Source organism: Ammoniphilus sp. CFH 90114 (genome assembly GCF_004123195.1).
Classification (GTDB): Bacteria; Bacillota; Bacilli; order Aneurinibacillales; family RAOX-1; genus YIM-78166.
Genome location: NZ_SDLI01000022.1, coordinates 1 through 13567 on the forward strand (window position 1 = coordinate 1; position 13567 = coordinate 13567).

10 protein-coding genes and 1 tRNA gene are annotated in these 13567 nt (G+C 41.9%); 8 read left to right on the forward strand and 3 right to left on the reverse strand.

Going from position 1 to position 13567, the window contains the following annotated elements; translation table 11 throughout:
* Positions 1 to 218: 218 nt before the first annotated feature.
* A complete protein-coding gene (locus EIZ39_RS24235) occupies positions 219 to 947 on the reverse strand; it encodes a C40 family peptidase (protein ID WP_129203789.1) in 729 nt (242 codons plus the stop codon).
* A gap of 142 nt (positions 948 to 1089) precedes the next feature.
* A tRNA-Ser gene (locus tag EIZ39_RS24240) sits at positions 1090 to 1178 on the reverse strand.
* A 196-nt stretch (positions 1179 to 1374) separates the two neighbouring features.
* On the opposite strand from EIZ39_RS24240, the gene EIZ39_RS24245 reads away from it, so the two are divergent.
* The 7 genes from EIZ39_RS24245 to EIZ39_RS24275 all read left to right on the forward strand — a co-directional run bounded on the left by EIZ39_RS24245 (position 1375) and on the right by EIZ39_RS24275 (position 11397).
* Positions 1375 to 3393, forward strand: a complete 2019-nt coding sequence (locus EIZ39_RS24245; RefSeq protein WP_129203791.1) for a PAS domain S-box protein — start codon at positions 1375 to 1377, stop codon at positions 3391 to 3393.
* A gap of 193 nt (positions 3394 to 3586) precedes the next feature.
* Complete coding sequence (locus EIZ39_RS24250; RefSeq protein ID WP_129203793.1) at positions 3587 to 4090, forward strand: DoxX family protein; 504 nt, start codon at positions 3587 to 3589, stop codon at positions 4088 to 4090.
* 204 nt (positions 4091 to 4294) lie between these two features.
* A complete protein-coding gene (locus tag EIZ39_RS24255) occupies positions 4295 to 6304 on the forward strand; it encodes an ATP-binding protein (RefSeq protein WP_129203796.1) in 2010 nt (669 codons plus the stop codon).
* Positions 6301 to 7704 (forward strand): sigma-54-dependent transcriptional regulator, encoded by a 1404-nt coding sequence (locus EIZ39_RS24260; protein WP_129203798.1) that lies wholly within the window; start codon positions 6301 to 6303, stop codon positions 7702 to 7704. Before EIZ39_RS24255 ends, EIZ39_RS24260 begins: the two co-directional genes overlap by 4 nt.
* Positions 7705 to 7876: 172 nt before the next feature.
* Positions 7877 to 8908, forward strand: a complete 1032-nt coding sequence (locus EIZ39_RS24265) for a TAXI family TRAP transporter solute-binding subunit (protein ID WP_164985301.1) — start codon at positions 7877 to 7879, stop codon at positions 8906 to 8908.
* Positions 8909 to 9427, forward strand: a complete 519-nt coding sequence (locus EIZ39_RS24270; RefSeq protein WP_205668638.1) for a DUF1850 domain-containing protein — start codon at positions 8909 to 8911, stop codon at positions 9425 to 9427. It abuts the gene before it with no gap.
* Positions 9424 to 11397 (forward strand): TRAP transporter permease, encoded by a 1974-nt coding sequence (locus tag EIZ39_RS24275; RefSeq protein ID WP_129203802.1) that lies wholly within the window; start codon positions 9424 to 9426, stop codon positions 11395 to 11397. Before EIZ39_RS24270 ends, EIZ39_RS24275 begins: the two co-directional genes overlap by 4 nt.
* Before the next feature lie 58 nt (positions 11398 to 11455).
* Here EIZ39_RS24275 and EIZ39_RS24280 read toward each other — a convergent pair whose 3' ends face one another.
* Complete coding sequence (locus tag EIZ39_RS24280; protein WP_164985302.1) at positions 11456 to 12364, reverse strand: LysR family transcriptional regulator; 909 nt, start codon at positions 12362 to 12364, stop codon at positions 11456 to 11458.
* 157 nt (positions 12365 to 12521) lie between these two features.
* On the opposite strand from EIZ39_RS24280, the gene EIZ39_RS24285 reads away from it, so the two are divergent.
* A complete protein-coding gene (locus tag EIZ39_RS24285; RefSeq protein WP_129203806.1) occupies positions 12522 to 13553 on the forward strand; it encodes a TAXI family TRAP transporter solute-binding subunit in 1032 nt (343 codons plus the stop codon).
* Positions 13554 to 13567: the final 14 nt, after the last annotated feature.

The window sequence follows — 13567 nt, forward strand, 5'->3', positions numbered from 1 at the left end:
TCCAATCCTGTTAGGGGGCTTTAGAGAAATAACCGGAGAAACTCCGGTTATTTACATTCAGTGGCCAAAAATGGTCAAAATAGCGGAAGGATTTCCGGCTATTTGCCTCTTGGAGCCAATAAAAAGTTGTTTTTGAATGGATTACGGAAAATTTTCCGCCTATCTAGGGCCAAAATGGACCAACCAACAACTTAACGGAAGAAACTCCGCTTTCCACTTTAACGTCCTGGTGGAGGAAGGACACTTCCACCCATGACAAACCGCCATTGATAGTGCATGCCGGCGATTTGATCAATCCGTACACCTCCGGTTTTGGCGCTAGCGGTGTGCAACATTTTACCATTTCCTAGATAGATTCCACAGTGACCGATCGTTTGATTCTTCACATCAATTCCCTTATACAACTCTCTCTCCGGACCTAGATAGGTCATGAAGAACAGCAAATCTCCCCGCCGAGCTTTTCTTAAATCAGTATAGTGACGCTTTGAGTATAATCGAACATACTGGGCTTGGCTCCGTGAATCCTTCGGCAGGTCCATACCGATAGCATAGAGATAGATCCAACGGGTGAAATCAGAACAGTCAAAAGTAGTAGGAGTGCTTCGATCTGAGCCGTATTCATAAGGAGTACCCATATATCTTTTTCCTGTTGTTATCACATTTTCGATGTAACCGCCCCGCATCGGCTTAATAGCTGGATTAGGATAAACGGGGTGAATATTGTTATAGTCCCAATTAAAGTGATGCTGTACGGTTAGCCCAGGGAGGATGCTCTCCACCCCAATGTCCCCTATCTTAGCCAGAGGGTCCTGATTTAGTATTCTTGAATCATTGCCTAGGTTATCAGTTGGAACCTCTGCAACAGGTTCCTGATTCATTCGAGGTGTTGATTGGTTGCAAGAAGTTAGTACAACTACAACGAAAAGTGTAAATAATAATTTACGCATACTCCCAGCCCTCTTCCTTCCCGTTATTACCACAAGATGTAAAACAGTTATAGAATGCCCAGAGGAACTGGAAATGTTTCAACGGATAATACAAAAAAGCCACCTGGCATTATCCAGAATGGCTTCATCTTCGTTATGTAGTTGGCGGAGGGAGAGGGATTCGAACCCCCGTGGGCTTGCACCCTAACGGTTTTCAAGACCGCCCCGTTATGACCACTTCGGTATCCCTCCGGAAAGATATTTACTCATTAACAAAATATATTATAGCCAATCCAGTGATGTGTAGCAAGTGGAAATTGTGGTAAATGATATAGATATCACAAATTCTGTGTATGTTATATAATTACATATACAAGTTTGATTTACATAATAGTAAACGTCTTACAATTTCTTAAATTGCTAATTAACTACGCAGGAGATTGTTATCATGATCTTAAGAGAGTTCTTTATTAACTTGTCCATCTTCTCCCTTTTGGTAAGTACACCCGTGGTGATTCGCTCCTTTACCTTTAATAAACCGATTCCATATGGAGCTATTCTAGGTGGTATATATGCTGGATTCGTATCCGTTATCCTGATGTATTTTACCATCCACGATGGCGGGTTCGTTTATGATATACGCTTTGCTCCCTTAATTCTTTCCTACGCCTATTTTGGTCCTGGTGGAGGATTGATAACAGCTGTTTTTAATTTAGCAGGTCGCTTGTATGTTGGAGGGAATTTGGCCCCGGTATTAGCAGGGGTTATTGGGAACGTCATAGTACTTAGTCTTCTGCATTTCTATATGGGTCGTTTTCATCCGATCAAGAAAACCGCTATCTACTTTTTAGCTAATGTCTCCATGTATCTTCTGATTGTTTATTGGTTTTCCATCTTGACGGATCAGGTTATCTTTCATATAGCCTACTTAGGTTTTATTCTAGCTGGGTTAATAATAGGGAGTTTGCTCATCGAATCCCATCAGAAGCTCTATCATCTATCGAAGAATCTTTGTGAAATGTACAAGCTAGCGGAGGATTATCAACGTGAATTAGCCCGCACCTTAAATGAGTTTCATGGCGCTATTTTCAAATTTAAGAAGAAGAACGGGCGATTCATCCATACTTTTGCTGAAGGTTATTCATACCAAGAGGTAGATATTAATCCTCGCACCCAAGTGATAGGAAAGGAGTTGCAAGATTTTCTTCCATCTCCGTTCTGTGATCATATTCTTCATCATTATCAAGCGGCATGGGAAGGCAAGGTAGTTCAATTTGAGATGACGTGGAGTCAGGGCAATTCCTACTTTTTCTCCTTGCGTCCGACGATGGAGCAGGGGAAGGTGATCGAAGTCGTGGGAACAGGAGTGAATATCACAGAAAAGAAACAAATGGAGAAAGCGATCGAGGAAAGCGAGGCGAAGTATCGTCTCATTGCTGAAAATACGCTAGATCTAATTGCCGTCATGAATCCCCAGAAGTTGTTTACCTTTATATCTCCATCTCATGAAGTAGTTTTAGGCTATCATCCTAACGAGCTGATCGGGAAGGATCCCAAATTTTTATTCCCATTACCGGAAGAGTTCGAAAGAATTAACACCGGGATCAACAGGATGTTACAAGAGCATTCTTCTTTTACCTTTGAGTATAGATGCGCGCGAAAGGATGGAGGCTATATTCAATTAGAGTCACGTTGTGTGCCTGTGAAGGGAAAAGATCAGAAATTAGAGCACATCGTTATAGTTAGTCGCGATATAACTGAAAGAAAGCAAGCAGAAGAGCTTCTCTTGCGATCAGAAAAACTATCTATTGTAGGAGAATTAGCAGCAGGAGTGGCCCATGAGATTCGTAATCCCTTAACCACGCTAAAAGGCTTTGTCCAGCTTATGAAAGAAGAGAGTCCGAAGCCCTATACGGACCTTTTATTTGAGGAATTAGAGCGAATCGAACTAATTACGAATGAATTTTTGACCCTTGCCAAACCGCAGGCTGTAGAATTGAGGATCATCAACTTAGGGGACCTCATTCAACAAATTAAAGAAATCCTTACTCCTCTAGCGTTGATAACTAATATACAAATTAGGATTGTTACTTCGATTAGACCTGTATATATACGATGTGATGTGAATCAATTGAAGCAAGCGTTTATTAATCTGGTGAAGAACGCCATCGAATCGATGCCTAACGGCGGTGAGGTGATTATCGAACTTGATGATCGAGATGATGATTACGTCATGATTATCATTCAAGATCAGGGCTGCGGTATCCCTAAAGACATTATCCCTCGTTTAGGTGAGCCATTCTATACGCTCAAGGAGAAAGGAACGGGCTTAGGTCTAATGATCTCACAGAAGATTATTAAAGATCATCAAGGTTCGTTGCATATTGAAAGTGAGCTGAATCTCGGTACGAAAATCAAGATTCAATTGCCGAAATACGAGGAAGAGAAAATGAAGAGGGCCCTATAAATAGGGTCCTTTTGTTATGAGATAAAAAGCAATGAACAGATTGTAGATATTCTATTTCTAAAAAGTTACAGAATTATTGCTAGTTTGTGAAGATGTGAAATAAAGCTTCAGGAATGTAGTATACTCAAATTGTAAGAAAGGTGATCACCACACTAACAAACTTACCTAAGAATAATAGAAGGGAATGTTACCTATGTTAGATAAATTAAGAAGTACATATATGGTTCCGATCTGGACAATCGTTCGCATTTGGTTAGGGGTACAATGGTTAACAGCTGGCTGGGGAAAGGCTATGGGGGATTTTGACGCTACAGGATATCTAAAAGGAGCGATAGCAAAAGCATCTGGTGAAAATCCTATCGTCAAGGCTTGGTATGCTGGATTCCTTGAAAGTTTTGCTCTTCCTAATGTAGAGTTGTTTAACTTCCTGGTAGCTTGGGGTGAAGTGGCTGTTGGTTTAGGGCTCATCCTCGGTGCGTTTACGACAGTTGCCCTCTATGCTGGTGCGTTCATGAATTTGAACTTCCTTCTAGCCGGGACGATCAGCACCAATCCGATCTTACTTACAACCGCGTTTATCCTGTTAGGTATGGGAACAGCTGCTTATGCTTGGGGAGTAGATCGCTTCATGATCCCTGCTATGAAAGATTACTTTGATAATGTCTTTAATAGAAAAGCTAGAAAAATAGGCGCATAAATGACGGATAAGACCTCATTACGATTGACTGTAATGGGGTCTTTTTCGATGATTCTCTCGTCATCTAGTCACTATTTAATACATTTAGAGACGAAGTGGATTTCTTTCTGCTATTATAATACAGAGGGAGGTATTTACCTCGCTTGAGAACTGTATTAAAGATACTCCAATATCAAACGGAGTATTTTTTTATAAGGAGTGGAAGTGTCTGTGGTATGGAGAAGGTTGCTGTCCTCTATGGTTGTTATTTTTTGTTCTTTCTGTCTATTCCCATTCCATATCATCGCTGTGGATCATTCATCGGCCTTTACAGCCTATCCCAAGAAGGAGTATCGAATTGCGGTAGAGCCTGATTTACCACCGTTCTCTCACTTGGATGAGAATGGTTACTTTAGGGGTTTTCACATTGATTTACTTGAGGCAATTGCCTACAATCAAAGCGTGAAATTTATCTATGTACCAATGAATATGTCAACGGCGGTAGAGGCCTTAAAGCGACAAGAGATTGATGCGATTGCAGGGATGAAATACAATGCAAAGCTTGAATCAATTCTTAGTTTTACGAATGGATACTTTACAATGTCGGATTCTGTTATCTATTCAAAAGATATTAAGAGTAAAATGAAGAATTTAAAGGATCTACAAGGATTAACGATCGTTCTGGAAGCGGATCATCCTTATTTGGATATGCTGGTGAATATGAGAAAGATCAATCTGCATCTAGCGATGAATCAGAAGGAAGCACTAGAATTAATGATGATGAAAAGAGCGGATGTGTTAATCGCAAACTCTTGGACGGCTTCATCCCTTCTTGATGAAATGATATATGCCCAGCAATATATAGTGAATAATCAGCTTTTTAATTACCCCTATGAATTAACAATGGCAGTCCATCGCGATCAACAAGACCTATTAACGATGTTTAATGAATCGCTGACAGAGATCTATCAAAGTAAACTTTATGATCAGCTCTATCAACGTTGGTTTGGCAAGGACTTAGCTGCTCAAATCAAACAACTCAAATTTTGGATTATGATCTTAGTAGGTTTCATGCTTTTATCCTTTCTTATCCTTAATTATTGGAACCAGCGCTTGAAGAACGAAGTGAAGAAGCGTACACAGGATCTAGAACTAGCGAAAGCGGAGATTGAGCGTAACATCGCTTTTAAGGAGCAGATCTTTAATCATGTCTATGCGGGGATTCTGACTTTTGATGATCGATTTCAGCTCACAAGTATGAATCAAAGAGCCCAAGATATCTTACATATTAGCCAATCGATCATGAAGGCAAGTTTGTTTGAATTACCCTTTTTATCTTCTATTTATACAAGAGACGTGGTTGAGGATTGGGACGAGAAGAAGAAGAGTCTAGTGGCCAAAGAAGCGGAACTCGTGCACAATGGTCAAATCTATCATATATTGGCTCGACTTATACCGTTATATGGAGTAGATCAGGCAGTTACAGGTTACTTGTTAACTTTATTTGATCGAACCGAAGAGAAAAAGCTCCAAAAAAAGCTAGTTAACCAAGAGAAAATGCATGCGTTAGGGCAATTGGTGGCAGGTATTGCTCATGAAATTCGGAATCCTTTGACATCTATCAAAACGTTCATTGATTTATTGCCAAAGAAATATGATAATCCGAAGTTCCGTGAAGAGCTGCTGCAATGTCTTCCGGAGGCTACGAATCGGATGAACTCTATTATTCGGGATCTGCTAGATTATTCACGACCTAAGATCCCTCTTATCCGCCAATGGGAAGCAAGTGAATGGCTAGAATCTCTTCTCGTCATCATTCGGCCTACGCTCAAGAACAAGAATGTGAAGCTTCATGTCAGGCTTGAAGAAGGAATGACGTTTTATAGTGATCCGCAACAGTTGAAGCAGGTGCTACTCAATCTTTTGCTTAATGCGATGGATGCCGTAGATGATCAGCCCAAAAAAGAGATCCATCTGACCTTGATGAGTGAAGGGGATATTGGATGGATCAGAGTAGAGGATAATGGCTGTGGTATTCCGCCAGAAAAACTAGATCATGTATTTGAACCTTTTTATACATCGAAAAAAACGGGGGTCGGATTAGGATTAACGCTTTGCTATCAATGGATTAAAGAAAACCATGGAGACATTATGATTGAATCTAAGCTGAATCAAGGAACCACTATGACCATATACTTGCCTATTAATTCAACAGGAAAGGTAGATATAGCATGAAGCCTCAACTATTAATTGTAGATGATGAAAAATATATTGCCACTTCATTACGCTATGCCTTTGAGGATGATTATGATGTCCTGTGCACGACATGTCCCAAAGAGGCCTATCAGTTGTTAAGTGAAAACCGAATAGACCTTGTGTTACTAGATTGGAGATTAGGGGAATATAACGGACTTGACGTACTGGCAGAGATGAAGAAACAGAGTCCGCATACCTCTGTCATTATGATGACAGCTTATGGAACGATAGAGTCGTCCGTAGAGGCCATGCGCAGAGGAGCTTATCATTATGTCACTAAACCGGTGAATCTAGATGAGCTGCATCTGATGATGAAGAAAGCATTGGAGCATCATCAGCTTCAGACCAAACTTGAACAATTGCATCAAGAATTAGAAGAGCTAAAAGGGTTTGATCGAATGATCGGTCAGAGCCAAGCCATCCAACAGGTCTTCTCCGTAATTCAATCGGTAAAGGATATCGATTCAAATATCTTTATCTACGGTGAAAGCGGGACAGGCAAGGAGTTGGTGGCCCATGCCATTCATCATCAAGGAAGAAGGAGGTTAGGGCCATTCATCGTGGTCAACTGTGCGGCGATCCCGGAGAATTTACTGGAGAGTGAGTTGTTTGGTTACGAGAAAGGGGCTTTTACTGGGGCATTGAAGAGTAAGCCAGGAAAGTGGATCGAAGCAAATGGAGGAACGCTATTTTTAGATGAGATTGGTGAGATGCCTTCCCACTTACAGGCAAAGATTCTAAGAGTATTACAAGAAGGAGAAATTACACCGCTTGGGGGAAGCAAAACGATCAAGTTGGATGTACGCATTATCAGTGCGACGAATCGGAATTTGTTAGAAATGGTTCAACAGGGAACTTTTCGACAAGACCTATATTTTCGATTAAATGTTATTCCTATCGAACTGCCCCCGTTACGAGAGCGCCAGGAAGATATTGATCTATTGATTACCTTTTTCATCAAAAAATACTGTTCAAAGATGAATCGTCCCCTGAAGAGTTTATCTGGTCAAGCCAAGGATATGCTGATGAACTATGATTATCCCGGGAACATCAGACAACTAAGCAACATCCTGGAGTATGCCGTCGCTTTGTCTAAAGGGCAGGTAATTCAACCGTCTGATCTCCCGCTTCTTATCGATCAGCGACAACCAGATCATCAGCAATCGAAAAGTGTGATACAGGAGGATGAAGCATCTCACAATTCTACGCAAAGTGATAGGGTTGAGATCCCGCTGGGAAGTTCGATGAAGGATGTGGAAAAGAAGATGATTGAAATGACCCTCAAGTTTTGCAAGGGGAATCGAACTCAGACCTCTCATATCTTAGGGATGACGGATAAAAGCCTAAGGACGAAGATCAAACTCTATGAAATTGATTAGAACTATTAACAGAAAAAATTACCGATTCAGTATTTTCTACCGGCCACCCCGGTAAATTTTACCGAATATTCTCTGATCTTTCTCTTCAAATACACAAAAATAGCACTTCAGCGATTGGCACGGTTCTTGCTATTTTAACCTTATAGATTGTAAAAATAGGGGGATGGTATGTATGAGAAAAATGACAATGATCTTACTAGCGGCAAGTTTATCTGGGAGTCTATTGACTGGTTGTGGAGCAGACACCGCTAGTAACGCTCAACCTGCGAAAAATGAAAGCGTAGAACAAGTTAGTGCAGATACAGAGAAAAGTGCACTAGAAGGTAAAACAGTTACGATTCTTACAGGTGGAACATCAGGTGTTTACTTCCAACTAGGAAATGCTATGGCGAAGATCTATAGCGAAAAGTCAGGAGCAAAGGCTAGCTCACAAACCACGGGAGCATCAGCGGAAAATGCAGCTAAGATAGCACAAAAGAAGGCTGAAATCGCTTTCGCTATGGCGGATACCGTTTCTGATGCTTATAATGGGGCGGGTAATTTTGCTGCTTCTGGTGCTTTAAGTAACTTGAGAGGCGTAACGGGGTTATACGCTAACTATATGCAGATTGTTACAACGAAGGATACAGGGATTTCGTCTCTAGAAGATCTAAAAGGAAAGCGACTTGCGGTAGGGGCCATGGGAAGCGGTACGGAAATTATGGCAAAAAGAGTCCTAGAGTCCAGCGGAATAACCTATGATGATGTAAACGAAGATTTCTTATCCTTCGCTGAAGGAATTGAAGGAATCAAGAACGGAACCATGGATGCGGCTTTTCTTTCCTCGGGTTACCCGAATTCCGGCATCATGGAATTAGCCACAACAAAGGATATTGTTATCATCCCTGTACCTGCAGACATCACAGCGAAAATGAAAGAAGCATCACCAGCCTTTACGACAGGGAAAATTCCAGCAGGAACTTATAAGGGAATAGATCAAGAAATTGAAACGACGATTGTAAAGAATCTTCTTATTACTCATAGTGATATGTCTGACGAAGAAGTTTACCAGTTAACCAAGGATTTCTACGAAAATATGGATACGTTGAAAAGCACACATAGCTCTGCCAATGAGATTTTACTAGAAGGTGCTACGGATGGTATGCCTCTTCCGCTTCACCCAGGTGCAGAGAAATTCTTTAAAGAAAAGGGTGTTATGAAGTAATTGGGATATGCAATAAGAATTGGAGTGGCGCTATTGGCTTTATCGGCAGGCTTGGTTTTTGCCTGCCGGCCTTCCTTATTCGTCCTTACCTTGACCGAACAGAACAGTGGAAAATTACTTTGGATGAAGCCGGTAGACGCAGATAATCGGATCTTTTCTTTACAATGGATGCATTCGGTGGAGTTGGAGCAATGGAGAGAAACCTTTGAATTGACAGACGATTACCAAATTCATCTATTGGAGTCTCGGTTTAAAGCCTATGGAGCGGGGATTCCGAATAGAGAAGGACGATACTTTCGAAAAGAACAGGATTGGTTTGTAGAATCTGGTTTTGATCGTGTGTTCCCTGAGTTACCTATAGGGGTATCATTGTTTGCTTTTCACCGTTTAATCATTAATGGAGAAGAATACCCTTTAACCGATTGGGTGAATGATGGGGATTATGTGACGGTAGATAGCCGTAAAATTTCCCTTTTGCAATGGTGGAAGTATCAATTTAATGGAGGAGATCATGCATGAGTGCAGTTCCTAAAGCTCAACAGGGAACAGAGACGGCCAACGAGGACGGGATCTTAGAAAAATATGATCTGGAATCACGCTTTCGAAAGATTGATAAAGGTTTTTGGCGATGGCTTATCTTTGTGCTGAGTGTTGGTTTGGCAGGTTATCATTTATATACTTCTTATTTTGGGCCTTTAGATGCCTTGCGGCATCGTGTTCTTCATACCAGTATCGTCGCTGTTCTCATTTTTATTATGTACCCTGCATTCTTAAAGTCCCCAAAACATAGAGTATCAGCTCCCGATATTCTTTGGGCGTTGTTAGCTTTTTCATCTGGGGCTTATATTTTCATCGAGTACAAAGCGATTGTTCAACGGATGTCTATTTTTGCACCGAGTACACTGGATGTGACCTTTGGGATTGTAACGATGATTGTGGTAGTAGAGGGAGGGCGGCGTATTGTAGGTACGGCTCTAACGATCCTCACGCTGATCTTTCTTCTTTATGCATTCGTTGGTCCATGGATGCCAGGCTTTCTTGAGCATAACGGGAAGTCCTTAGATGAGATTTCCATTTACATGTATTTATCGACGGAGGGGATTTTTGGAACGGCAATTGGCGTTTCCGCTTCTTATATCGTTCTGTTCATCCTATTTGGAGCCTTCTTAAACCGTTCAGGAATGGGGCAATTCTTCAATGATATTGCTCTTGGATTAGCGGGCCATTCTACGGGAGGACCGGCTAAGGTAGCTGTGGTTTCGAGTGGACTTCTAGGTTCAATAAATGGAAGTGCATTAGCGAATGTCGTTACAACGGGAGCCTTCACCATTCCGCTCATGAAAAGAGTGGGATACAAGCCTGCTTTTGCCGGAGCCGTAGAAGCTACAGCTTCAGTAGGTGGACAGATCATTCCGCCCGTTATGGGGGCAACCGCCTTCATCATGGCGGAGACATTAGGTATTCCTTACAGTCAAATTGCCTTGGCCGCCATTCTTCCAGGTCTTCTATATTATATCGGGATTATCGCCATTGTTCATTTAAGAGCGAAGCGTCATAATCTTCTTGGATTACCCAAAGAGGAGTTGCCAAGTGTTTGGGGAGTCTTGAAGCAAGGGGGGCACTTGCTGATCCCTATTATTGTATTGATTTACTTGTTATTTACGGGGAAAACCCCCATTTTTGCCGCCTTCTTTGCCATACTTCTGTCGGTTGTCGTCAGTTGGTTTAATCCATCTACCCGAATGGGGATAAAGGATGTCTTGCTTGCGATGGAATCCGGGATTAAGTCAACACTCGGCGTAGCCATGTCTTGTGCTATGGTTGGTTTGATTGTTGGGGTCACAACGTTAACAGGGCTAGGGCCTAAATTGACCCAATCCATTCTTTATCTGGGGCAAGGCCATTTATTCTTAACCCTATTCTTTACCATGATTGCCTGCATCATCATGGGGATGGGACTTCCTTCGATTCCGACCTATATCATTACAGCCACCATGGCTGCGCCTGCTCTTCTAGAATTAGGCATTGCTCCATTTGTTACGCATTTGTTTGTGTTTTACTTTGGAATATTAGCGAATGTTACACCACCTGTAGCCTTAGCTGCCTTTGCTGGAGCCGGTATTGCAGGGGCAAATCCCAACAAAACAGGTTGGGAAGCGGTTCGGTTGGCTTTATCCGGGTTTATCATTCCATTCATTTTCGTCTACTCGCCTGCACTCCTTCTTCAGGACCTAACGCATTGGACAGAGGTAATTTGGGTAGCTGTAACTGCGGTTGGGGGGGTCATCGGTTTAAGTGTTGCTATTGAGGGGTATCTATTCAGCTCATTGTCATTGGCCGCCCGAGTCATTACGCTTATTGGTTCGATTACCCTCATTATCCCAGGAGCGTGGACGGATATTCTAGGTATCATTATCTTAACTGCCGTTGTATTAGGGCAAAAGATGATGACGAAAAAAGCAAAGAATAAGATAACAGCATCTGCATAAGGTTTTTGAAAAAGCTTGTACAAAAAACATCCTTTGGTCTTCGAAGGATGTTTTTGTTTTAGATTGCAAAATGGCTCTCGTACCATTCTGATTGAATTAGTCTCTCTTTTAGATCTTGGATTACGGGATTTGGCTGGGAGCGATCTATGGATTCTATCAGGTCAATCTGTCTTGCAAGTCTAGGAGTGTTACAGATTGGAACTTCGATGAGTTCGCCCTTCTCAATTTCTTCTCGTACCGCCATGTAGGGCAGGAAGGCCAGACCTACTTGCCTTAACACCAGCTGTTTGACAGCTTCAATACTCTCTACACTCAAGATGATGTTTGGGTTCATTCCTTCTGATTGAAATAATCCGTGAATAACCGACCAGTCTGCCGATCCTTGATCAAATAGAATCATAGGCTCGTGGCTGATCTCCTCTAGGCGTACGGTACGGGTCTTGCTAAAAGGGTGTTCTGGATAGGCCACTAAAAGGATCTGGTCAGAAAACATAGGGTAGCGATGAATTTTAGGATGGAGGATGGTTCTTGTCAGGCCAAAATCCACTTTTCCTTTTAGCACCATATCTAAGATGTCGTTAGCTTGTCCCGTCAGTATCTTGATACTCGCTTCAGGATACTGCTTGCGGAAAGCCGTAAGCAAGGAGGGGAGAATATAAGTTGAAATGCTAAGGGACGCAGCGATCGTGACTTCGCTGGTAACGCCATCTTCATACCTTGAAATGGCCACTCTACTTTCCCTGTAGGCATTAACAAGATTCTCAGCATAAGGGAGATAGAATTTTCCTAGCTCTGTTAATACAACATGTCTTCCTAATCGCTCGAACAGAGGAGAGCCGATTTCTTTCTCTAATGACTGTATGCGAGATGAGATGGATGGTTGAGTTAGGTATAACATCTCGGCGGCTTTGCTAAATGATCCAAACCAGGCTACGTGGACAAAGGCTTCTAAGTTTTGAAGATTCATAGTGTAGCTCCTCTCTAACCTCGACTTATAGAAATATTCTATGAATGAACAACTAATATCTATCATTATACACCAAAGAATTAGGTTATTATTAATATACGCTAAATTTTAAATTTTTCATGTTAGACTACTCTGTAAAAGATAAGGGGGCAACAAGATGAAGAAGTGGTTTGGTGCAACAGCTATTTTATCCCTAAGCATGACCATGTTGTTAGTGGGGTGTGGCGGAGGTGGTCAACAGACTCAAGAAACGAGTACACAGCCTCAACCAGCAGCTCAGCCAACACAGGAAGCGGAACCGAAACAAGAATTTAACGATCAGCTGATCATTGCTACCGGAGGAACAGCTGGAACTTATTATCCATTAGGCGGCGGTATGGCGACCATCTGGCAAGAGAAGATTCCTGGTCTGAATGTAACAGCGCAATCAACAGGTGGGTCCGTTGAAAACTTAAAGCTCATTAACAAGGGAGAAGTAGATTTAGCTCTCGTACAAAATGATATTGCTAGCTTTGCAATGGACGGTACAGAAGTATTCACGGAGAAGTTCGATAAATTTAAGGCCGTAGCTTCTTTATATCCTGAAGTTATTCAGCTAGTCGTAAGTGCAGACAGTGACATTCAAAGTGTGACAGATCTGAAGGGGAAGAGAGTTTCTGTTGGTTCCGCAGGTAGTGGGAACGAAGTAGATGCTAGATTAATCCTCAATGAGAGCGCTCTCACTTATGACGATATTGATGAGATGTTCTTATCGTATGCTGAATCTGCAGATGCCTTTAAGAACAATCAGTTAGATGCTTTCTTCGTTATCTCAGGTGTTCCTACCCCTGCTCTACAGGACGCATCGGCTTTGAAGAAGATTCGTCTGGTTCCTATTGAGGGAGCTGTTGCAGAAGGGCTGAAGAGCAAGTATCCATTCTTTGTTGATCATGTGATTCCAGCAGGTACTTATAACGGTCAAGATCAAGAGATCAAGACGATCGCTGTTCAAGCTCAGTTAATTGTGCGCGATGGGTTGGATGAAAAATTAACTCAGGAAATGACGAAAGTGTTATTTGAAAACTTAGATCAATTAGCGACGATTCACGCTAAAGGAAAAGAAATCTCTCTTGACAAGGCTTTAGACGGACTTAGCGGTAATGTAGACCCAGGAACGGCGAAGTACTATCAAGAGAAGGGCGTGAAGTAGAAAGGACTGATGGA

Bases quoted from the DNA above. Each gene is read 5' to 3' on its own strand.
- EIZ39_RS24260 (WP_129203798.1), top strand. From the start codon at position 6,301: ATGAAGCCTCAACTATTAATTGTAGATGATGAAAAATATATTGCCACT.
- EIZ39_RS24235 (WP_129203789.1), bottom strand. From the start codon at position 947: ATGCGTAAATTATTATTTACACTTTTCGTTGTAGTTGTACTAACTTCT.
- EIZ39_RS24265 (WP_164985301.1), top strand. From the start codon at position 7,877: ATGAGAAAAATGACAATGATCTTACTAGCGGCAAGTTTATCTGGGAGT.
- EIZ39_RS24250 (WP_129203793.1), top strand. From the start codon at position 3,587: ATGTTAGATAAATTAAGAAGTACATATATGGTTCCGATCTGGACAATC.
- EIZ39_RS24275 (WP_129203802.1), top strand. From the start codon at position 9,424: ATGAGTGCAGTTCCTAAAGCTCAACAGGGAACAGAGACGGCCAACGAG.
- EIZ39_RS24285 (WP_129203806.1), top strand. From the start codon at position 12,522: ATGAAGAAGTGGTTTGGTGCAACAGCTATTTTATCCCTAAGCATGACC.
- EIZ39_RS24245 (WP_129203791.1), top strand. From the start codon at position 1,375: ATGATCTTAAGAGAGTTCTTTATTAACTTGTCCATCTTCTCCCTTTTG.
- EIZ39_RS24280 (WP_164985302.1), bottom strand. From the start codon at position 12,364: ATGAATCTTCAAAACTTAGAAGCCTTTGTCCACGTAGCCTGGTTTGGA.